We start from the raw sequence: 21,577 nt of genomic DNA on the forward strand, positions 1-21,577 counted from the left end.
ATCAGGCGCCTATATCGCCATTGCCGGGGACGATACGCAACCCCCACGGCGCGCAGACTGCGCCCGCAAGCCTAGGCATAATGCGCCTGTACCCACAGGCGCTTGATGCTCATGACCTCGACCCTTCCTCGCAGACCCCGCTGGCGCAGCCTGGCGCTGCTCGCGCTGTGCCTGGCGCCATTGCTGTGGCCGCTGGAGCATCTGGCAGAGCGCTATTACCGCAGCGAACTGGCCGGACAGAACCGTCAGACCCTCGATCTCTACGTCGCCAACCTGTTGGGCACCCTGCACCGCTATGAAGTACTGCCGCAGATCCTCGGCGAGCTGCCGGCCCTGCGAGCCGTGCTCGGCGCACCGGACGATAGCGTCACCCAGGGCAACGCCAACCGCTTGCTAAAAAACATCAGCGCCCAGACCGGCGCCGAAGTCATGTACCTGATGGACACCACCGGCAAGACCCTGGCCGCGTCCAATTGGGATAAACACGACAGTTTCGTCGGACGCAATTTTTCCTTCCGGCCCTATTTCAGCGAAGCCATGGCTGGTCGGCTCGGGCGCTTTTTCGGGTTGGGCACCACGTCGGCCAAACGCGGTTACTTCTTTGCCGCGGCAGTGCGCAATGGCGAGAAAATTCTCGGCGTGCTGGTGGTCAAGGTAGACCTGGACCATACCGAAAGCCTCTGGGGCCAAACCCCGGAACAACTGCTGCTGACGGACCATAACGGCGTGGTCATCATCACCTCGCGGCCTGAGTGGCGATTCCGTTCGACCCGGCCATTGAGTGAAGAAGAACGCAAGGCCATCATCGCGATTCAACCCTACCCGACCCGCGATCCAAAACCCTTGAATCTCAACCCCGCCGCCTGGCTGACTCAGACCCAACAGATCAAAGAAACCGGTTGGAACGTCAGCATCCTCGCCCCCCGAACCCTGATCGATCGCCCGGTGCGCACCGTGGTCGCCATCGGTGGCGCGACACTGTTGGTGTTGATGCTGTTGCTCGGCCTGATGATGCAGCGCCGGCGTCACTATCTGGAGCGGATCGCTTTCGAAGCCAAGGCCCGGCACGAACTGGAAGGTCGGGTAGCGGAGCGGACCAGCGACCTGGAAGGCCTCAACCGACGATTGAAAGAGGAAGTGCTCGAGCGCGAACAGGCCCAACAGGAACTGGTTCGCGCCCAGGACGATCTGGTGCAGGCCGGCAAGTTGTCGGCGCTGGGCACAATGTCGGCGAGCATCAGCCACGAACTCAATCAACCGCTTGCCGCCATCCGCAGTTACGCGGAGAACGCCGAAGTCCTGTTGGATCATCAGCGCACCGACGATGCCCGCGGCAACCTCAAGTTGATCAGCGAACTGACCGGGCGCATGGCCTCGATCATTGCTCACCTGCGCGCCTTCGCCCGGCGTGATCGCCACGCCCCGGAAAGTGTCGCCCTGCAACCGGCGCTGGACGATGCCCTGGCACTGCTGGCCAAGCGCCGCCGCAGCATGGAAGTCGAACTGATCCGCGATTTGCCGGCCGCCACCCTGTGGGTCGAGGCCGGGGAAACCCGTCTGCGCCAGGTGCTGGGCAATCTATTGGCCAATGCCCTCGATGCCCTGACGGAAAAAGGCCCGCCGCGTAAACTCTGGATAAGTGCCCAATCCACCGACGAAGGTGTCACGCTGTTCATTCGCGACAACGGCCCCGGCTTCTGCCTGGAGGCACTGGGTCGCGCCAGCGAGCCGTTCTACACCACCAAGACCCGCACCCAGGGTCTTGGGTTGGGGCTGGCGATCTGCGAAACCCTGATGCGCGCCTTTGGCGGTGTACTGTCGTTCTCCAACCACAAGGAAGGCGGCGCCCTGATTACCCTGAAGTTGCGCCCAGGCGCACCGGGCGTGAGCCTGCAACCGTCCGAGGACCGAAGTGCATGACCATCGACAACCGCATTCAGGTGGTGTTGATCGACGACGATCCCCACTTGCGCCAGGCCCTGAGCCAGACCCTGGATCTGGCCGGGCTGAAGATCCTGCCGCTCGCCGAGGCCAAGGGCCTGGCCGGGCAACTGGAGCGCGACTGGCCCGGCGTGGTCGTCAGTGACATCCGGATGCCCGGCATGGACGGGATCGAACTGCTGACCGAACTCCACGCCCAGGACTCGGAGCTGCCGGTGCTGCTGATCACCGGGCACGGCGATGTGCCGTTGGCGGTGCAGGCCATGCGCGCCGGGGCTTACGATTTTCTGGAAAAACCCTTCGCCAGTGACGCGCTGCTCGACAGTGTACGTCGCGCGCTGGCCTTGCGCCGACTGGTGCTGGACAACCGTAGCCTGCGTCTGGCCCTGAGCGATCGTAATGCGCTGAGCGCCCGACTGGTCGGGCAATCGGCGCCGATGCTGCGTCTGCGCGAACAGATCGGGGCATTGGCGGCGACCAAGGCCGACGTGCTGATCCTCGGCGAAACCGGTGCCGGCAAAGAAGTGGTGGCCAGGGCGCTGCATGACCTGTCGAGCCGGCGTAACGGTCCGTTCGTGGCGATCAACGCCGGAGCCCTGGCCGAATCGGTGGTTGAAAGCGAGCTGTTCGGCCATGAGCCTGGCGCCTTTACCGGCGCGCAGAAGCGCCGGATCGGCAAGTTCGAATTCGCCAACGGCGGCACGCTGTTCCTCGACGAAATCGAAAGCATGAGCCTGGACGTGCAGGTGAAATTGCTGCGCATGCTGCAGGAGCGCGTGGTCGAGCGCCTGGGCGGCAACCAGCTGATCCCGCTGGACATCCGCATCATCGCCGCGACCAAGGAAGACCTGCGCCAGTCCGCCGATCAGGGGCGCTTCCGTGCCGACTTGTATTACCGGTTGAACGTCGCGCCGCTGCGCATTCCGCCCCTGCGTGAGCGCGGCGAAGATGCGCTGATGCTGTTCCAGCATTTCGCCGATGAAGCCAGCGCCCGCCACGGTTTGCCACCCCACGAACTGCAACCGGGGCAACGCGCCCTGCTGCTGCGCCACACCTGGCCTGGCAACGTGCGTGAACTGCAGAACGCTGCCGAACGCTTTGCCCTGGGCCTGGAACTGGCGCTGGACAACAGCGCGCCTGACGCGGCTGCCGGCAGTACGGTAGAGGTGGTCAGCGGCGGTCTCAGCGAGCAAGTCGAAAACTTTGAAAGGAGCCTGATTGCCGCGGAACTGGCACGCTCTCACAGTTCCGTGCGCAGCCTCGCCGAAGCCTTGGGCATTCCGCGTAAAACCCTGCACGACAAACTGCGCAAGCACGGGCTGAACTTCGCCGACAGTGGCGCCCATACCACCAACGACGAGCTCGACTGAGTTATCGTCAACCCATCATCTTCATGCCTGAGGCCCGTTAATGAACCGTGACAGCCGTCACCTGGAATCGATCCTTCACCACGACATTCCCCTGACGCGGGACATGGGTCTCACCGTACTCGACTGGCACGACCAGCAACTGCGCCTGCACCTGCCGCTGGAAGCCAACGTCAACCACAAGAGCACCATGTTCGGCGGCAGCCTGTATTGCGGTGCGGTACTGGCCGGTTGGGGCTGGCTGCATTTGCGCCTGCGTGAAGCCGGCGTCGAGGGCGGGCATATCGTGATCCAGGAAGGGCACATCAGCTATCCGTTGCCGGTCACCCGCGATGCCACGGCGATCTGCCAGGCGCCGAGTGCGGCGGTCTGGAACAAGTTTCTGGCGATGTATGAACGCTATGGCCGGGCGCGGCTGACGCTGCATTCACGGATTGTGAATGCGGGGAGTGAGGAGGATGCGGTGACGTTTACCGGGCAGTACGTGCTGCACCGGTAAATCACAATGCCACATTGGTTCATGGAGCTGGCCGGCATTTGGGCAAGTTGTCTCGTCCCCGTCAGGAGCGTGCCAGCTGCAGCAGTTTCTCCCGCCACGCAGCCTTGGCCGGCAGCGCCAGGAAATACTCGTTCAACAACGACTCCCGCGCCGGATAGCGGAACGACTGACCGCGCAAATCCAATACCTCGCCCCCAGCCCCTTCCAACACACCCTGTGCCGCCGCCGTGTCCCACTGCGAAGTCGGCGCCAGGCGCGGATAGCAATCCGCGGCCCCTTCCGCCAACAAACAAAACTTCAGCGAACTGCCGATATTGGCCAATTGCAGCTCACCCAGGCTGTCGCTCAACCCGGCCAGCAAACGCTCCTGCTCCGGACTCGAATGCCGACGACTGGCCACGACCGTGAACGCTTCGCCCATCGCTGGAACGTCACGCACCTGAATCGGCGACGGTTCGCTACCCTGGTCGCCACGCCAGGCGCCCAACTGCGCGCCACCGACGTAAAAGCGGCCGTTGGTCGGCATCGACACCACGCCAAACACCACGCGCCCCTGCTCGATCAACGCGATGTTGACGGTAAATTCTTCGCTGCCGGCGATGAATTCCTTGGTCCCGTCCAGCGGGTCCACCAGCCACCAGCGCTGCCAGCCGGCGCGTACGCTCAGCGGGATGTTGGCGTCTTCTTCAGATAAAACCGGAATCGTCGGATCCAGCGCGGTCAGCCCGGCCAGAATCACATGGTGGGCGGCCAGGTCTGCGGCAGTGACCGGCGAGTCGTCAGCCTTGGCGGTCACGGCGGTGCCGATGCGCCAGAACGGCAGGATCGATTCCCCCGCCTTCAATGCCAGCTCGACCACCGGCGCCATCAACGGATGAGGGAAGTTCATGGCAGAAATACCCCGCGCTGAGTCAGCAGGTCACGGACCAGATACAGCGACGCCAAGGCACGACCCTCAGTGAACCGCGGGTTCTGCGCCAACGCCGACAATTCACGCAGGTTGATCTTGTCCACGCCCATTGGCTCAGGCTCGTCGCCTTCAAGACGTTCTTCGTACAGATCGGTGGCCAGCACCACTTGAATCTTCTGGCTCATGTACCCGGGCGACAACGACAGCTCGGTCAAATGCTCCAGTTGCCGCGCGCCATACCCGGCCTCTTCCTTGAGCTCACGCTCGGCCGCCGCCAGCACGTCCTCGCCCGGCTCGATCAAGCCCTTGGGCAGGGACAACTCGTATTCATCGGTGCCACCGCAGTACTCTTCGACCAGTATCGCGTGGTCCACATCCAGCATCGCGACGATCATCACCGCGCCATACCCGGCGCCCTTGCCGACCAGTCGCTCATAAGTGCGCTCCACGCCGTTGGAAAAGCGCAACTGCACCGCTTCGACGCAGAATAAACGGCTGGTGGCGACGATCTCGCGGGCGAGGATGGTGGGTTTCTGGCGCATGAGCGGCTCCTGGGTGATAGCGGGTTACTATACCCGGCCTATCCTGATTGTTTACCCCGGATATCTTTTTTACCGCTGGAGAAGTTTTTTATGTCCCTGCTGCCCTGGCACGACATCGACACCGTTCTGCTGGACATGGACGGTACGCTGCTGGACCTGCACTTCGACAACCATTTCTGGCTGGAGCACCTGCCCCAGCGTTATGCCGAGTTGCATGGCGTAAGCCGGGCCATGGCCGAGATGGAATTGCAGCCCCTGTTCGAGCGCAATGCCGGGCAGTTGCAGTGGTATTGCCTGGATTTCTGGAGCGCCGAGCTGAACCTGTCGGTGCGCGAGCTGAAACTGGAAACCGCTCACCTGATCGCCCTGCGCCCGGATGCGGACACGTTCCTGGCGGCGATCAAACAGGCCGGCAAGCGCGTGGTGCTGATCACCAACGCCCACCGCGACTCACTGTCACTGAAGCTGGAAAGAATCGAACTGGCGCCGTACTTCGAGCGTTTGATCAGCTCTCACGATTACGGTTTCGCCAAGGAAAACCCGCAGTTCTGGGATGCCTTGCAGGCGGACCTCGGTTTCGATCCGGCGCGCAGTCTGTTTATCGACGACACCTTGCCGATCCTGCGCAGTGCGCGCAATTTTGGCGTGGCGCATTTGTTGGCGGTGAGTGAGCCGGACAGTCGCAAGGGGCCGAAGGACACGGCGGAGTTTGCGGCGGTGGGGGATTATCGGGAGTTGATAGCAGGGCTTTAGACCGAGTCACGCCCTTCGCGGGCAAGCCTCGCTCCTACAGTCCGGGTCGTTCACCATATGGGCGTACGACGTGGACCTGTAGGAGCGAGGCTTGCCCGCGAACGCCATCACCTGCACTTGAGCCTTATTCAGGAATCCGCAACGACTGCCCCGGATAAATCTTGTTCACATCCTTGAGCATCGGCTTATTGGCCTCGAAGATTTTTTGATACTTGTTGGCATCGCCATACACGCGCAAGGAAATTGCACTAAGGGTGTCGCCCTTCACAACCGTGACAAAGGTTGCAGCCTTCACCACCGGCCCGGTCACCGTAATCTGGTCATCCACGCTCCCCACGCCGGCGATGTTGCCCACCGCCAACAGAATCTTTTCCTTCTCTTCCTGACTGCCGACTTCACCCGTCACGGTGACCTTGTCGCCATCCACTGTCGCCTGCACATTCGGGTTACCCAGGCCGACCTTGCTGATGTGTTCCTTCAACTGCTCGCTGGCATTGGCATTGCCCGGCGTCAGCAGATCGATAAGCTTTTCGCCTGCTTCTTTCACAAAGCTAAAAATACTCATGGTGCACTCTCCTTGGGTTTTAGGTTCCAGACGCAAAAGCCTAGACCAAGGTTGTAACCCTCGGTTGCCACCCGACCAATGACGCCGCTTCCCCCCAGGCGCTAGAATCCGGAGCTTCACCGCGCCCTGGAGCGAAGATGGACATCAAGCAGCTGAAATTCCTCATCGCCCTCGACGAAACCCGCCATTTCGGCCAGGCCGCCGCTCGCTGCCACATCACCCAGCCGACCCTGTCCATGCGCCTGCGCAGCCTCGAAGAAGAGCTCGAGTTGCCATTGGTCAACCGTGGCCAGCGCTTCGAAGGCTTCACCGCACCGGGCGAGCGGGTGCTGGCCTGGGCACGCACCGTACTGGCCGCCTGCGATGGCTTGCAGGCCGAAGCCGCCGCCTGTCGCGGCAACCTGGTCGGTACCCTGCGCCTGGGCGTCGTGCCGCTGTCGAGCTTCGATCCGCTGCCACTGATGCAACGGCTGCATGCCGATCACCCGAACCTGCGCTTCGAACTTTCGTCCCTGAGTTCCGAACAGATCCTCGAACAACTGGCGAACAATCGCCTGGATATCGGCGTCTCATACCTGGAACGCCTGGACGGTGAGCGCTTCGATTCCCTGGCGTTCAGCGAAACCCGCATGGGCCTGCTCTACGATCAACGCTTCTACACCTTCGGCGAAGCTGCGTTGAGCTGGGAATCGTTGATCGAATTGCCGCTGGGCATGCTCACCAGCGGCATGCATTTTCGCCAGTCCATCGACCACAACTTTCACAGCCGCGGCCTGACCCCGCAGCCCTTGTTACAGACCGACGCCGTCCATCAGCTGATACAAGCCGTGCACGGGGGGCTGTGTTGCGCCGTCATGCCGTTGGAGGGCGGTCTGGAAAACCTCACGGATCATTTGCGCCTGCAGCCGATTGAAAACGCACAGACCCTCGGCAAATTGGGGTTGATCATGCGTCGCAGCGCACCACGTTCGGCATTGGCCGAGGCGTGTTTCGCGATCTATCAGAAATCGCCGACCAGCTCTTGATCGACGGCATCTATCGGCAGATCAGTAATAGCAATTAGACGCGACACGTTGACGCGCATAGGCTTAAAGCTGATCAAACCGTCGGTGATGCCATGAACGCCAAGCGTCCTGTCTGCGCGGCGCCTGCCCTCGAAACGCCCGCGCCCTCTGCCAGCCAGACCTACAGTTACAGCAACCTTCGCCAAACCGAAACGCAAAACGCCGAATCGGACAGCGCCGCGCTGGCCGAGGAAGTCGCGCTGGCGATTGCCTACAACGGCATCAGCCAGGCCGTGATGCTGGTGACGCCGACGGATCTCGAGGATTTTATCGTTGGCTTCAGCCTCGGCAGCGGCATCATCGAAGACGTCTGCGACATCTACGATATGCAACTCAGCGGCTCGGGTTCAGCGCAATACGCACAAGTGACCATCGCCAACCGCGCCTTCTGGAACCTCAAGCAGCAACGTCGGCAACTGGCGGGCACCAGCGGTTGCGGGCTCTGTGGTGTCGAAGCGGTCGAACAGGCGTTGCCCGACCTGCGAGTCTTGCCCGGCGCCCCCCTGCCGCCTGTGGAATGGCTCGACGGCCTGCGCCAGCGCATCGGCGCGTTCCAGCCCCTCGGCCAGTACAGCGGCGCGGTGCATGCGGCGGTGTTCATGGACGCCAAGGGTGAATTGCTGCTGGGCCGCGAAGACATCGGCCGGCACAACGCCCTCGACAAACTGATCGGCGGGCTGATCCGTCAGAAGATCCCGACTGCAGGCGGCCTGGCTATTGTCACCAGCCGTTGCAGTCTCGAATTGATCCAGAAAGTATTGCGCGCCGGCATCCAGACCCTGGTCAGCCTGTCGTCGCCCACCGGCCTTGCCGTGCAATGGGCCCGCCGCCACAACCTCAATCTCATCCATCTGCCCCAGAAAAATGCACCGCGGGTCTACAGCCCGGCATTGGAGAATCAAGCGTGAGTCAACATCGTCAAGCCGATCAGAAACCCGTCCCCCGCTATAAGCCCTACAAAGGCCCGGCCGGTGGCTGGGGCGCACTGATCAGCGTGGCCCAGGCCTGGTTGACCAGCGACAACGCGCTGAAAAACCTGCGCATCATGCTCAAGACCAACCAGAACGGCGGCTTCGACTGCCCCGGTTGCGCGTGGGGCGATTCACCGGAAAAGGGCTTGGTGATGTTCTGCGAGAACGGCGCCAAAGCGGTCAACTGGGAGGCGACCAAACGGCGTGTCGATGGTGCGTTCTTCGCGAAGCACAGCGTCAGTTCGTTGCTGGAACAGAGCGACTATTGGCTGGAATATCAGGGCCGTCTGACCGAGCCGATGAGCTACGACGCCGAAACCGATCGCTACAAGCCGATCAGTTGGGAAGCGGCGTTCGCGCTGATCGGTAAACACTTGCAAGGGCTGTCGAGCCCGGATCAGGCCGAGTTCTACACCTCGGGCCGAGCCAGCAATGAAGCGGCGTATTTGTATCAGCTGTTCGTGCGCGCCTACGGCACCAATAATTTCCCCGACTGCTCGAACATGTGCCACGAGGCCAGCGGTGTGGCGTTGGCGCAAAGTGTCGGGGTCGGCAAAGGCACCGTGACCTTCAACGACTTCGAACATGCCGATGCGATTTTTGTATGGGGCCAGAACCCGGGCACCAACCATCCGCGGATGCTCGAACCGTTGCGCGAAGCCGTGAATCGCGGCGCTCAAGTGGTCTGCATCAACCCGTTGAAAGAGCGGGGACTGGAACGCTTCCAGCACCCGCAGCACCCGATCGAAATGCTCACCAACGGCGACAAGCCGACCAACACCGCCTACTTCCGCCCGGCGCTGGGCGGCGACATGGCGATCCTGCGCGGCATGGCGAAATTCCTGCTGCAATGGGAGCGCGATGCGCAGAAGGCTGGCGCACCCGCGGTGTTTGACCACGACTTCCTCAATGAACACAGCGTCAACGTGCTGGAATACCTCGGTGTCATCGACGACACCTCCTGGGCGCAAATCGTCGAGCAGTCCGGCCTGACACTGGTGGAGATCGAGCAAGTCGCTCGCATGTACGCCAAGGGCAAGAACGTGATCATGTGCTGGGCCATGGGCATCACCCAGCATCGCCATTCGGTGGCGACCATCCAGGAAATCGCCAACCTGATGCTGCTGCGCGGCAACGTCGGCCGACCGGGCGCCGGCCTGTGCCCGGTGCGTGGCCACAGTAACGTGCAGGGCGACCGGACCATGGGCATCAACGAATGTCCGCCGGTGGCGTTCCTCGACTCGCTGGAGCGTCGCTTCGAGTTCAAGGTGCCGCGGGAAAACGGCCACAACGTGGTCGAGGCGATCCACGCCATGGCCGATGGCCGGGCGAAAGTGTTCATCGGCCTGGGCGGCAACTTCGCCCAAGCCACCCCCGACAGCACCCGCACCTTCCAGGCCCTGGCCAATTGCGACCTGACCGTGCAGATCAGTACCAAGCTCAATCGCAGCCATCTGGCCCATGGTAAAGACGCGCTGATCCTGCCGTGCCTGGGCCGCACCGACATCGACATCCAGACCGAAGGCCCGCAAGCGGTGACCGTGGAGGACTCGTTCAGCATGGTCCACTCCTCAAACGGTCAGCTGCAGCCGCTGTCGAACCAGATGCGCTCGGAGCCGGCGATCATCGCCGGTATCGCCGCCGCGACCCTGGGCAGCCAACCGGTGGACTGGCATTGGCTGGTGGCCGATTACAGCCGTATCCGCGACCTGATCGCCGACACCATTCCAGGCTTTCGCGATTTCAACGAGAAGATCCGCACTCCGGGCGGTTTCTACCTGGGCAACAGCGCCGCTGCCCGTCGCTGGAATACGCCATCCGGGCGGGCGAATTTCCGCCCGAACGTCCTGCCCACGGATCTGGTGCACGAACGCACTCGAGCCACTGGGGTGTTGCCGGACCTGATCATGCAGTCAATGCGTTCCCACGATCAGTACAACACCACCATTTATGGCCTCAATGACCGTTATCGCGGAGTCAAAGGTCAACGGGACGTCTTGTTTGTGAACGAGGCCGACATCATCCGCCTGGGGTTCAAACCGGGGCAGAAGGCGGACATTGTTTCGATCTGGGATGATGGCCGCGAGCGTCGGGTGAAAGGCTTTACGCTGCTGGCGTTTGATATCCCTGCCGGGCAAGCGGCGGCTTATTATCCGGAAGTGAATCCGCTGGTACCGCTGGAAAGCGTCGGGGATGGCAGCCATACGCCGACGTCGAAGTTTGTGGCGATCCGGTTGGAAGCGGCGAGTGAGACTGGGCTGATCATGGCCAAATCGGCTTGATGCTTAGCCTGAGCCGACGCCTTCGCGAGCAAGCCCGCTCCCACATTCGATCGCATTCCTTCTGGAAGAACTCGGTCAACTGTGGGAGCGGGCTTGCTCGCGAAGGCGATGGAACATTCAACGAATCTTTCGGATCAATACTTTTCAAACACCCACAAAAAAGGCCGTTTTTTCACAAAAACGGCCATTCCGAAGTAGCTTAAGACCGGCGAAAAACAGTTAAGTTCCCCCTATAAAACAGTAACTTATAGAAATGTGTTGAAGTCGTGTTACTCGTCGGATTTCGATTGTAACAACCATGACACAGCCTCAGGATCGCGTCGTCATCCCCTTGAGGTTTCTCTATGAAGTTCTCCTCGATTCTCTTGTTGTCCCTTGGCCTGGTCAGTGGCTTCGCTTCTGCCGGCGGCACCACCGAAGCAGGTGTGGGCGGCGCATTGGGCGGGGTTCTGGGCTCGGTCGTCGGTCAGTCGTTAGGCGGCAGTACAGGTTCCACCATTGGCGCGGCCCTGGGCGGCGCGGGTGGTAGCGCAGTTGGCGCAGACAAACGCAGCCGCGGCGAAGCCGCCATTGGCGGTGCGTTGGGCGCAGCAGGCGGTAACGTGGTCGGCCGCAGCATGGGCGGCACCACCGGCAGCCTGATCGGCTCCGCAGCAGGTGGCGGTGCCGGTGGCGCGCTGGGTAACTACATGGGCAACAAGAGCGATGACGACGATGATGATCGTCGCAGCCGTGGTGATCGTCGCTACCGTGGCGACAACCATGATCGTGGTAACCACTACGGCCATCGCAAGCATCATCACAAGAAGTACCGCCGTCACTGAGGCCTGCATGGCTTCAGACAGGCAGATAAAAAATCGCAGCCCGATGGCTGCGATTTTTTTTGCCCCTCAAACCACCAACTGCTCCAGCGACCCGCGCAACGCGGGAGGAATCGCCACCGGCAGATTTGACGCCCGATCCACGAACACATGAACAAAACGCCCCGCCGCACACGCCTCCGCCTCCCCGGCCTTGAACACCGCCAGCTCATACTGAACCGAACTGTTGCCCAGCTTGCCCACGCGCAAACCGATCTCGATCCGGTCAGGGAAGGCGATGGAGGCAAAGTAATCGCAAGCCGAACTCACGACAAAACCCACGACTTCACCGTCATGGATATCCAGGCCGCCGACTTCGATCAGATAGGTATTCACCGCCGTGTCGAAAAAGCTGTAGTAGGTGACGTTGTTGATGTGGCCATAGGCATCGTTGTCATGCCAGCGGGTAGTGATGGGTTGGAAGTGGAGATAGTCGGTGCGTTGGGGCATCGGGGTGGACATCAGTGTCGGTTCCTGAAGTTGGATGGCGAGTTTAAGGGGATGGGGGCACTCGAACATTGACCAATTCCTACAGGTGCATCTCGGCCCATTCCCGCACTTCGGCATAGGGATAGTCCTCCAGCGCCGCAAACCCCGAAATGGACCTGGCCTTGAGCTTGGTAAACAGCGGTACGCTGATCCCGCACAAAAACCGCGTCACACGCTCGGCCGATGGCGCGCTGGCGGTGTATTGCTCATGCCTGTGGATAAAATTGGCGCACAACGCCTCGAAGTTTTTATCCACAAGCGCCGGCAGCTCGGGGGGTGCCGGCAGTCGCGCCACTTGCCCGTGACACACCGAACAATGCCCGCATTGGCGCGGCGCATGCTCGTCACCGAAGTACGCCGCCAGGCGATAACCCAGGCAATGGTCGGTGGCGAACAGCTCGAGCATGGCATGAATCCGCGCGATTTCCGTGCGTTCATGCTGGGTAAAACTCGCATGCAGCTCGGCACTCAGGGCCTCGCTGTCGAAATCCGTTTGCAGCAGGCTATAGACATCGGTCATCTGCTTGCTTTCAAGCTCTACCCAACCCTTCTCCTGGAAATAATCCAGCGCCTTGACCACTCGATTGCGCTCGGCTTGATACTGCTGGTACAGCGCATCGAAATTCACCGTGGCCCAGGTCCGCGCACGGGTGGAGGTCTGGATGATCGCCGCGACGAAGTCCCTGCGCTCACCCTCGAAACGCGCCAGCAAAAACTCGGGCTCCTGTAAATACTTGAAGCGGTATTCAGCGTAATAGGCGTAACGCGGCGCGATGATCCCGCGCAACTCCAACTGCACCAGCAAGGTCTTGAGCGGCAATTGGCGAATGTTGCTCTGATCCGCCAGCGGCCCCAGCAGAAACTCCCACTGCCCCTCGGGCGTGGCGGCTTGCAACTCATCCAGCACGCAACGGATGCCGTCCAGTTCCGGCGTGTCGCCGTAGACGAAATTTTCCAGCACATTGAGGCTGTCGCGGTTGGCCAATACCAGGCAGTCGGATGGCTGTCCGTCACGCCCGGCGCGGCCGATTTCCTGGCTGTAGTTTTCGATGGATTTGGGCAGGTCGAAATGCACCACGTTGCGGATGTCACTCTTGTCGATGCCCATGCCGAAGGCGATGGTGGCGACGATGCAATTGGACTGTCCGCCCATGAATCGTTTCTGGATCGCCTCCCGCTGCTCATGTGGCAGGCCGGCGTGGTAGGCCTCGGCCTGAATGCCGTTGCGGTCCAAGTGTTCGGCGATGTGCTCGGCGGTTTTCTGCAGGGTGACATAGACGATGCTCGGCTGGCCGGGACGCTCGCTCATCCACTCGACGAGACGCCGGCGCTTGTCCTGCCCGCGCACCGGTTCCACCAACAGATTGAGGTTGGGCCGATAGAAACCGGTGGTCACCACATCGTCCGGGGCGATGGCGAATTTGGCTTCCATATCGGCGATCACCTTGGGCGTCGCAGTGGCGGTCAGCAGCAGTGCCTGAGGGATGTTGAACTGACGCTGGTAGTCGGGGAGCTTGAGATAGTCGGGGCGGAAGTTGTGGCCCCACTCGGAAATACAGTGGGCCTCGTCCACCACCAGCAGCGAGATCGGCACCTGCTGCAGGAAATTGCGGAAACGTTCGTTTTTCAGGCGCTCCACGGAAATCATCAAAATCTTCAGCTCGCCGGACTTCGCCCGGGCCATCACATCGTTGGCATCCTCGCGGCTCTGGGCCGAATCGATACTGCCCGCCGCAATGCCGTGGCGCTGCAGGAAGGCCAATTGATCCTGCATCAGCGCCAGCAACGGCGAGACCACCAACGTCAGGTGCGGCAGCAACAAGGCTGGCAATTGGTAGCAAAGAGACTTGCCGGAGCCCGTGGGAAAAATCGCCGCTGCCGAGCGCCCGGCCAACACCGCGCTGACCGCCGCTTCCTGGCCGGGCCGAAACTGTGGATAACCGAAAACCTGTTCCAGGGTGTTGTGCATAAGCTGTCACTCCGTTGACTGCTGCGATGCCAAAAGCCTAGCTGGCGATCGCTGCGAGTCGAGAAAAGGTCTGGGGCAAAAACGATACGGGATGATACAGCGTCAATTGGGTCACCCTTCGCCATAGGTCGAAACAATCGGGGCACTTTGCCCCCATCCCGTGCGCCCAGTTCCACCGGTAAGGTTTGCCTTCGAATAAACCACTCTGCGCGACACTTCATCACGGCAGGACATCCGATGCGCGCGGATACCCATCAAGGAACGACCATGCTTCAACCCTCCGCTTTTTCACTCGCCCCTGCGCTGGCACTGCCATTGCTGTTAAGTGGCTGCCTCACACCCCCCGTGCAACCCGTCACCGACCCGACCCGGTTCGAAACACCGGAGTATCGCGCCCAGAAGGGCCTGGCAGTCATTCACGCTTCAACCCTTTATGCCCGCGGCGGCACCGGCCAAGGGGTGGCCGTAGCCCTGATCGACTCAGGCCTGAACAGCAACCTGCCGGCGTTTCAGGGAAGGATCCGTGATCCGGGCTTCGATTATGTCGAGAACCGGGTCGGCACCCTCGATCGGATCGGTCATGGTACCCAGATGGCCGGCATTCTCGCGGCCAACAAGGATGACCATGGCATGCACGGTGTTGCGTTCAACGCACAACTGATCCCCTTTCGTTTCGGCGACGACAACGAGCCATTTTTCTTTGACCGTGAGATTGCACAATCCTGGCAAGCCGGTTTCGACAAGGGCGCGCGCATTCTCAACAACTCGTGGGCCAATGCCATCCCGGCGACCGAGATCAACGAGGCACGCTACAACCAGGTCATGCCGGAGTCGTTGGTGATCGCGCGAAAACTGGTCCGGGACGGCGCGGTATTTGTGTTCCCGACCGGTAACGAACTGAAACGTGAACCGCTGGCCGAACCCGGCTTGCCACTCGCCCTGCCCGAACTGGAAAAGGGCTGGATCGCGGTGGTGGCATTGAAAAGCGACGGCAGCGACATCAATGCCAAGTCCAATTACTGCGGTGTGGCGGCAGCCTGGTGCATCGCCGTACCCGGTGGCGATTCCGGCGCAGGGCAAGGTCTGCTGACCACCGGCAAGGACGGGGAATACGTACAGACCGCAGGCACCTCACCTGCTGCCGCGCTGGTCAGCGGTGCCCTGGCAGCCTTGCACAGCCGCTATCCCGAGCTTACCGCACAGCAAGTTCGCGAACGCCTGCTGGCAACGGCGAACCGGACTGGCATCTATGCCAACAGTGAAGCGTACGGTAGAGGCTTGATGGACCTTGAAGCGGCCTCGCGCCAGCCTCCGGCCAGCCGTCACGACCAGACACTTTAGAAAAGTCGTACACATTCTGGCGCGCATCGTACCGAGGGGTGTCGCGCTCCGCCTGACAAACCCGTAGGATTTTTTACCTCCAGGGAGTCTGCTGTAAAAAACCGCGCAAACCTGTAGGTCGAATCCCAAGGGCAGGAAACCCCCTACAAAACCTGTCCATTGCGGCCATCTTGTCCTATGGCGCGTTCCGCTTCTATAGTTTCCGGCGAGGCTGAAACAGTGTGTCGGCCTGCTGGCGAGACTGCCCGACTTCCCACAGGATTGACCTCGATGAACAACCCCGATCCACTCACAAACCGCTACCGCCCGCTCAGAACAAGCTACAGCGACACCCCCGTGTTGGTCATCGATACCGAAGCCGACCCTCACGAAATCCTCGATGCCGCCCGCCAACGCATCTGCGCCGCCAGCGACCTGCTCGAAACATTGTATTGCCTGTGTTTCAAACAGGCCGACGCGAGCGACATTCCCAACATCGTCAGCGCGCTGTACCTGCTGACCCAGGACGGCCACGAACTGCTCGAGGTTGCCCGACAGCGATTACCAAAAACCACCGCCAGTCGATGTCCCTGTGGGAGCGAGCCTGCTCGCGAAAAACGATAACTCGGTTCACCAGATAAAAACCAAACCGCTCAAACCCGGAAGGGATAAGTCTGTAGGCAATGCCCTATCCAAGCTTCATCCCGGTCCTACAACCACAGACGCCTTGTCGACTATCGCCAACCGGTAACTCATATCTATAGTCCGAACTGTCGCTGCCAAATCAGCGACTCAGGTTTGGTCACCTGAATTAGATCTACGCACGCACCCGTTGTATGCTGCCGGCGCTTTTTTGCGTCAGCACGCTTTATGGCGGCTGTGTTTGGGACGTCTTCGGGCGTACCGGGTAAGCGTGTGATCTCACCGGTTGACCAACCTGAACACAGTCGCCTCCCATCGTTTGGTCACGATGACGGCGACTCCTTTTGACGCATTCGAGATTGCACTTCATGAATAAATGGAATCCATTCACCCACGATCGCTACCGCCCACTCCAAACCAACCTCACCGATTCCCCGCCCCTGATCATCGACACAGAGGCCAACCCGCAAGACATCCTCGAAGCCGCCCTCCAACGCATCCGAGCCTCCAGCGAGCTGCTCCGAACCCTGCACTGCCAAGGCTTCGAGCAAGGCGACCTCAAAGACATCCCCCACATCACCCACGCGCTCTACCTTCTGACCCAGGACGGCTGCGACCTGCTAAAAGTCGCCCAGCAACGCATGCTGAACTGGAAAGCTCCAGCCTGAAATTGAGCGAACAAGTCGTTCTCACGCTCTGCGTGAGAACGATCAAAACGCGTTGAAAGCTACCATCAAACCCTGGAGATAGCCGTGAGCAAGTTTTTTGATGAGCTGATGGAAAGCGTGCAACAGACTAACGAGATCCTACGGGGCGAGCGTCAGCCTTCCCGGGAATCTCATGTTGATGCGCCGACGATCATAATGAGTGAATTAACCTTCAAACAAAAACAAGCACATTACGAAAAAGTCCGCCGCTCAAACTACCTGGCGAGCCTGCACCTCGAAGGATTCGACACGTCACCAACGGACCTCGCCAAACAGCTACCTACGAGAGAAGAAGCACTCGCCAAATACCGACAAGACAAATCGCCGCAATTTGCTCCTGTCGTTCCCTCCGAGCCTGACGACCATTAAGATCCGCTCAAGATCAATCGGACGCACCCGCAATGAACCTCGCCCCCAACTTCCCCGACGACCACGCCATGCATCTGCTAATGCAGCTGCTGCACGAAGAACTCGGCCTGCCTGAACGCAAAACCATCAGCCTCATCACCTCGATCAACTTCGATTTGGGATGCGACGGCGCTGAGGCACGACACCTTATGGAAGCATTGGAAGAACAATTCGCAATCGACTTCATCGACTACGACGCTTATCGCTACTTCCAGCCAGAGGGATTTGATGTGTTCCTAAAGCGAAGGGCCAAGGGTCGTGGCGACAAAATCCCACTGACCATCGGCATGCTCTACAAAGCGATCAAGGCGCAACGGTGGGATACACAGACCTTGGAAATCGCCTAATCGAACACATAAGTGCCATTATTCTGGCTGTTCAGGCTAAAAAATGAAGGAATAATGGTACATGGCGAAGAAAACAGCGCCGCTACTGCCAGCAGCAACCAAGCTGCTCTCTGAGTTTGGCGAGCGACTCAAACTCGCACGGCTGCGTCGCAAACTGACAGCCAAGCAGGTTGCAGAAAGAGCTGGGATGTCACTTACAACACTGCGCTCTCTAGAGTCAGGCGGGTCGGGTGTAACAGTGGGGGCTTATGTGTCAGTGATGCTGGTGCTGGGCTTGGAGAAAGACTTGAGCAAGCTCGCCGCGGTGGATGAGTTGGGGCGCCAACTGCAAGACGCTCAATTAACCTCAAGAGCAGCCAGTAATCGCCAACGAGCACGCAGCGTTACTCCAGTGAAGGTATCGTCACCTGTTCGCGCCAGGGAAACGGGAGCATTTGAAAGCCCCACCTCCAAATCGGACCTTGCTGCTGATTTCCCTTGGAACACTCACTCTTTATCCAATTTGCTAACCAAGAAAAACACAAAACCTGGTACGGGTAATCAATGACACAAATCTCGTGTATGCCCCTCTAGCGCCCACAAAAAAGCCGCCCCTAAAGGCGGCTTTTCCTTACATCAAACCAACCCTTACAACTTCGGCCCAGCCGCCTTGATCGCGTCGCTCACGTCGAACTTCTTGAAGTTCTCAACAAACAACCCGGCCAGTGCTTTAGCGGACTCATCGTAAGCAGCCTTGTCAGCCCAGGTGTTACGTGGGTTCAACAGGCCAGTCTCAACGCCCGGTACGGCCAGTGGCACGTCGAGGTTGATGGTGTCGAGGTGTTCGGTTTCAGCACCGATCAACGCGCCGCTCTGGATCGCTGCGATCACGCCGCGAGTGGTCGGGATGTTGAAGCGTTTGCCGACGCCGTAGCCGCCGCCAGTCCAGCCGGTGTTGACCAGGTAGACCTTGGAGCCGAAGCCGCGGATGCGCTTGATCAGCAGCTCGGCGTATTCGCCGGCCGGACGCGGGAAGAACGGTGCGCCGAAGCAGGTGGAGAAGGTCGACTTGATGCCGCTGCCGGAACCCATTTCGGTCGAGCCCACCAGCGCGGTGTAGCCGGACAGGAAGTGGTAGGCCGCTTGTTCTTCGCTGAGGATCGACACTGGCGGCAGGACGCCGGTCAGGTCGCAGGTCAGGAAGATCACAGCGTTTGGCTCGCCACCGAGGTTTTTCTCGGAACGCTTGGCAACGTGCTCCAGCGGGTAGGCGGCGCGGCTGTTCTGGGTCAGGCTGACATCAGCGTAATCGGCGTGCTTGGCGTCATCGATCACGACGTTTTCCAGGACTGCGCCGTGCTTGATGGCTTTCCAGATGACCGGCTCGTTCTTCTCGGACAGGTCGATGCACTTGGCGTAGCAGCCGCCTTCGATGTTGAAGACAACGCCTTCACCCCAGCCGTGCTCGTCGTCACCGATCAGGTAACGGCTTTCATCGGCGGACAAAGTGGTCTTGCCGGTGCCGGACAGACCGAAGAACAGGGTCACATCGCCCGCTTCGCCGATGTTGGCGGCGCAGTGCATCGGCAGCACGTCGGCGGCCGGCAGCAGGAAGTTCTGCACCGAGAACATGGCTTTCTTCATTTCACCGGCGTAACGCATGCCGGCGATCAGCACTTTCTTCTGTGCGAAGTTGAGGATCACGCAACCGTCGGAGTTGGTGCCGTCACGTTCTGGAACGCACTCGAAGTTGGCAACGTTGAGCACTTGCCACTCATCACGGCCAGCCGGGTTGTACTTTTCCGGGTTGATGAACAGGCAACGACCGAACAGGTTCTGCCAGGCAGTCTGGGTGGTCATCTTCACGGCCAGGTAGTGATCTTCCGAAGCACCTACATGCACATGGGAAACGAAATGCTCTTGAGCGTTGTTGAACGCCTCGACGCGAGCCCACAGGGCATCGAACTTGTCGGCCGGGAACTTGCGGTTGATCGGCCCCCAGGCAATGGCGTCCTGGGTGGTCGGTTCTTCAACGATGAAACGATCGACTGGCGAGCGGCCGGTACGGTGACCGGTGCGAACAACCAGCGCGCCAGTATCGGCAAGCTCGCCTTCACCGCGATTGAGGGCTTCTTTAACCAGATCATCAACACTCAGATCGGTGTACACGGCGTTATTGGCTTGCGTCATAAGGTTCCCCGTCGGCCATTGGCCGAGTGTGCTCCAAACGTTTTGTAGTAGAAAGTCGTGCACTACTACCGCGAAAAAAGTGGGCCGGATTATGCCAGAAAAGCCCAAAAATAGTAGGGCCCTCCCGTCGTTACGGCGTTAATCCGGCACTAACCAGTGAATTTACCTGCGCTGAACCGTTTTAGTGACGGGTATCTGACGGCGTCTCGACGCCCGCACCGGCGAACAATTGAACGATATCGGCGGCGTCGAACAGGTAGCGCTCGTTGCAGAACTGGCAGTCGATCTCGATGTTGCCACCGTGCTCGATGACCAGTGCCTGCGCATCTTCAAGTCCCAAACTGACCAAGGCATTGGCAGATCGTTCGCGCGAGCAGCTGCAACGGAAGCGCAGTTTTTGCACATCGAACAGACGGACTTGCTCTTCATGGTAGAGGCGATGAAGTACGGTTTCGTTGTCTAGACCAAGCAATTCATCGGCGGTCAGGGTGCTGGCCAGCGCGGTGATGTGCTGCCAGCTGGCGGCGCGTTCTTCTTCATCTTTCAGACGGTCGGCGGGTAATTGCTGCAGCAGCAGGCCGCGGGCACGACGGCCATCGGCGTACAGCCAGAAGCGCGTATTCACCTGCTGCGACATGACGAAATAGTTGGTGAAACAATCCGACAGGGTTTCACCGTCGAGATCGACAATGCCTTGGTAGCGCTGACCCTGGGTCGGATCGACGGTCAGTGCCAATACGCCGTTGGGCATCAGGTCGGCGAGGGTCGCATCGGGTGCGATCCTGTCGGCCTCATAACGGGCCAGCCCGCGGATCTCACGTTCGCTGGAACATTCGATCATCAGCAGCGGCACCGGACCATCGGAGCGGGCCTGAAGAATCAGCAATCCATCGAACTTCAAGGTGCCGACCAGCAACGACGCCGCCGCCATCAGTTCGCCGAGCAGTTGTGCGACCGGCTCCGGATAGGGATGTTTGGCCAGGACTTCGGCATAGCTTCGCTCCAACGTAACCAGCTCGCCGCGGGTGTCGCTGTCATCGAAGATGAAGCGTTGGGTGTAGTCGGTATCCGTCAGGTCGGTCATAGGTCTGGGTATCTGAAGTAATGGCAATAGGGATACAAGCGTTTGTACATTGCGTCTGCTGCACCCATGGGGTGCGTAACGTGCAGCCAAGGCAGGCATTTTATGAACAATCCCGGGTTTGTTCCAGGCAAGGTGAAACCTGCGCCGGTCGGGCTTCGTGGGATTTCGCCCGAACGACACAGGATCAACGGGATTACTCGTCGTTGCTACTGCCGCGAAACTTGAACAAATCCCGTCGCTGTTTCTTGCTGGGCTTGCCATCGGTACTCACGCCCAGCGAACCGGCCTTGCGCATGGCCGCCGCCGCTTCGCGTTTGGCGACGCTGGCTTCGGTTTCGGCATAGAGCGCCTGAGCCTGCGGCGCGCCACGGCGCACAATGGATAACGCCTGGACCACCACCGTGCGTTCCTCGAAGCCTTGGCGAATCTGAAACTCGTCGCCGATCCTCGGTTCCTTGCCCGGTTTGCAGCGTTCGCCCCGGCAATGCACCTTGCCACCTTCTATCGCCGCCTTGGCCAAGGCACGTGTTTTATAAAAACGCGCAGCCCACAACCACTTATCGAGACGGACCTTGTCGTCCTCTTCCTGTTTTTGTGTCACTTGAATTCCTCTTTCAGCCCATAGTCGGAACTGTACTACCGTTTCTGTCGGGCGCAAGAACCCGGCCCGCCAGATAGAATGTGATCA

The 21,577-nt window shown here is 60.2% G+C and carries 22 protein-coding genes; 14 read left to right on the top strand and 8 right to left on the bottom strand.

Annotated elements, in window-relative coordinates; all coding sequences use genetic code 11:
• The first annotated feature begins 111 nt into the window (after positions 1–111).
• Genes BZ163_RS29305 through BZ163_RS29315 form a run of 3 tightly spaced genes read left to right on the top strand, consistent with a single transcriptional unit; the run spans position 112 to position 3,807 of the window.
• Positions 112–1,920: an ATP-binding protein gene (locus BZ163_RS29305; RefSeq protein WP_128873819.1), complete on the top strand. Its 1,809-nt coding sequence runs from the start codon at positions 112–114 to the stop codon at positions 1,918–1,920.
• Complete coding sequence (locus BZ163_RS29310) at positions 1,917–3,311, top strand: sigma-54 dependent transcriptional regulator (protein WP_128873820.1); 1,395 nt, start codon at positions 1,917–1,919, stop codon at positions 3,309–3,311. The genes BZ163_RS29305 and BZ163_RS29310 overlap by 4 nt, the downstream gene beginning before the upstream one ends.
• 40 nt (positions 3,312–3,351) lie before the next feature.
• A complete protein-coding gene (locus tag BZ163_RS29315; protein WP_128873821.1) occupies positions 3,352–3,807 on the top strand; it encodes a thioesterase domain-containing protein in 456 nt (151 codons plus the stop codon).
• A gap of 61 nt (positions 3,808–3,868) precedes the next feature.
• Here the strand turns inward: BZ163_RS29315 and cysQ are convergent, their stop codons facing one another.
• Both cysQ and nudE read right to left on the bottom strand, forming a co-directional pair.
• The gene (gene cysQ / locus BZ163_RS29320) at positions 3,869–4,696 is read right to left on the bottom strand and encodes a 3'(2'),5'-bisphosphate nucleotidase CysQ (RefSeq protein ID WP_128873822.1); all 828 of its coding nucleotides are present in this window, start codon (positions 4,694–4,696) and stop codon (positions 3,869–3,871) included.
• Positions 4,693–5,259, bottom strand: a complete 567-nt coding sequence (nudE, locus tag BZ163_RS29325) for an ADP compounds hydrolase NudE (protein WP_128873823.1) — start codon at positions 5,257–5,259, stop codon at positions 4,693–4,695. Before nudE ends, cysQ begins: the two co-directional genes overlap by 4 nt.
• 90 nt (positions 5,260–5,349) lie before the next feature.
• Here nudE and yrfG point away from each other — a divergent pair, with 90 nt between their 5' ends.
• Positions 5,350–6,012, top strand: coding sequence for a GMP/IMP nucleotidase (yrfG, locus tag BZ163_RS29330; RefSeq protein WP_128873824.1), 663 nt, complete (start codon positions 5,350–5,352; stop codon positions 6,010–6,012).
• Positions 6,013–6,136: 124 nt separating this feature from the next.
• Here yrfG and lysM read toward each other — a convergent pair whose 3' ends face one another.
• Entirely contained in the window at positions 6,137–6,577 is a 441-nt protein-coding gene (gene lysM / locus BZ163_RS29335) for a peptidoglycan-binding protein LysM (RefSeq protein ID WP_017335932.1), read from the bottom strand.
• A gap of 137 nt (positions 6,578–6,714) precedes the next feature.
• Here lysM and BZ163_RS29340 point away from each other — a divergent pair, with 137 nt between their 5' ends.
• From BZ163_RS29340 to BZ163_RS29355, 4 genes are all read left to right on the top strand, one after another.
• Positions 6,715–7,602 carry a LysR family transcriptional regulator gene (locus BZ163_RS29340; RefSeq protein ID WP_128873825.1) on the top strand — a complete coding sequence of 296 codons (888 nt, stop codon included), beginning with the start codon at positions 6,715–6,717 and terminating at the stop codon, positions 7,600–7,602.
• A 92-nt stretch (positions 7,603–7,694) separates the two neighbouring features.
• Positions 7,695–8,549, top strand: coding sequence for a formate dehydrogenase accessory sulfurtransferase FdhD (gene fdhD, locus BZ163_RS29345; protein ID WP_128873826.1), 855 nt, complete (start codon positions 7,695–7,697; stop codon positions 8,547–8,549).
• The gene (locus tag BZ163_RS29350) at positions 8,546–10,894 is read left to right on the top strand and encodes an FdhF/YdeP family oxidoreductase (RefSeq protein WP_128873827.1); all 2,349 of its coding nucleotides are present in this window, start codon (positions 8,546–8,548) and stop codon (positions 10,892–10,894) included. Before fdhD ends, BZ163_RS29350 begins: the two co-directional genes overlap by 4 nt.
• Before the next feature lie 344 nt (positions 10,895–11,238).
• On the top strand, positions 11,239–11,718 hold the full coding sequence (locus tag BZ163_RS29355) for a glycine zipper domain-containing protein (RefSeq protein ID WP_128873828.1): 480 nt from the start codon (positions 11,239–11,241) through the stop codon (positions 11,716–11,718).
• A gap of 66 nt (positions 11,719–11,784) precedes the next feature.
• Here BZ163_RS29355 and BZ163_RS29360 read toward each other — a convergent pair whose 3' ends face one another.
• Together BZ163_RS29360 and BZ163_RS29365 are read right to left on the bottom strand one after the other, a co-directional pair.
• Complete coding sequence (locus BZ163_RS29360) at positions 11,785–12,216, bottom strand: thioesterase family protein (RefSeq protein ID WP_128873829.1); 432 nt, start codon at positions 12,214–12,216, stop codon at positions 11,785–11,787.
• A gap of 67 nt (positions 12,217–12,283) precedes the next feature.
• Positions 12,284–14,212 carry an ATP-dependent DNA helicase RecQ gene (locus BZ163_RS29365; RefSeq protein WP_128873830.1) on the bottom strand — a complete coding sequence of 643 codons (1,929 nt, stop codon included), beginning with the start codon at positions 14,210–14,212 and terminating at the stop codon, positions 12,284–12,286.
• A gap of 267 nt (positions 14,213–14,479) precedes the next feature.
• Between BZ163_RS29365 and BZ163_RS29370 the strand changes: the two genes are divergently transcribed.
• The 6 genes from BZ163_RS29370 to BZ163_RS29400 all read left to right on the top strand — a co-directional run bounded on the left by BZ163_RS29370 (position 14,480) and on the right by BZ163_RS29400 (position 18,183).
• Positions 14,480–15,553, top strand: a complete 1,074-nt coding sequence (locus tag BZ163_RS29370) for a S8 family peptidase (protein WP_128873831.1) — start codon at positions 14,480–14,482, stop codon at positions 15,551–15,553.
• A 270-nt stretch (positions 15,554–15,823) separates the two neighbouring features.
• Entirely contained in the window at positions 15,824–16,156 is a 333-nt protein-coding gene (locus BZ163_RS29375) for a hypothetical protein (RefSeq protein WP_128873832.1), read from the top strand.
• A gap of 386 nt (positions 16,157–16,542) precedes the next feature.
• Positions 16,543–16,842: a hypothetical protein gene (locus BZ163_RS29380; RefSeq protein WP_128873833.1), complete on the top strand. Its 300-nt coding sequence runs from the start codon at positions 16,543–16,545 to the stop codon at positions 16,840–16,842.
• A gap of 84 nt (positions 16,843–16,926) precedes the next feature.
• A complete protein-coding gene (locus tag BZ163_RS29390; RefSeq protein WP_228761586.1) occupies positions 16,927–17,250 on the top strand; it encodes a YhfG family protein in 324 nt (107 codons plus the stop codon).
• A 32-nt stretch (positions 17,251–17,282) separates the two neighbouring features.
• Positions 17,283–17,636 (top strand): DUF1493 family protein, encoded by a 354-nt coding sequence (locus BZ163_RS29395; RefSeq protein ID WP_128873834.1) that lies wholly within the window; start codon positions 17,283–17,285, stop codon positions 17,634–17,636.
• A 61-nt stretch (positions 17,637–17,697) separates the two neighbouring features.
• A complete protein-coding gene (locus tag BZ163_RS29400) occupies positions 17,698–18,183 on the top strand; it encodes a helix-turn-helix domain-containing protein (protein ID WP_128873835.1) in 486 nt (161 codons plus the stop codon).
• 80 nt (positions 18,184–18,263) lie between these two features.
• Here BZ163_RS29400 and BZ163_RS29405 read toward each other — a convergent pair whose 3' ends face one another.
• The 3 genes from BZ163_RS29405 to BZ163_RS29415 all read right to left on the bottom strand — a co-directional run bounded on the left by BZ163_RS29405 (position 18,264) and on the right by BZ163_RS29415 (position 21,490).
• Positions 18,264–19,805, bottom strand: coding sequence for a phosphoenolpyruvate carboxykinase (locus BZ163_RS29405; protein WP_128873836.1), 1,542 nt, complete (start codon positions 19,803–19,805; stop codon positions 18,264–18,266).
• A gap of 181 nt (positions 19,806–19,986) precedes the next feature.
• On the bottom strand, positions 19,987–20,889 hold the full coding sequence (gene hslO, locus BZ163_RS29410) for an Hsp33 family molecular chaperone HslO (RefSeq protein ID WP_128873837.1): 903 nt from the start codon (positions 20,887–20,889) through the stop codon (positions 19,987–19,989).
• A gap of 193 nt (positions 20,890–21,082) precedes the next feature.
• Positions 21,083–21,490: an RNA-binding S4 domain-containing protein gene (locus BZ163_RS29415; protein WP_128873838.1), complete on the bottom strand. Its 408-nt coding sequence runs from the start codon at positions 21,488–21,490 to the stop codon at positions 21,083–21,085.
• Positions 21,491–21,577: the final 87 nt, after the last annotated feature.

This window comes from Pseudomonas sp. VI4.1 (assembly GCF_002029345.1).
Lineage (GTDB): Bacteria > Pseudomonadota > Gammaproteobacteria > Pseudomonadales > Pseudomonadaceae > Aquipseudomonas.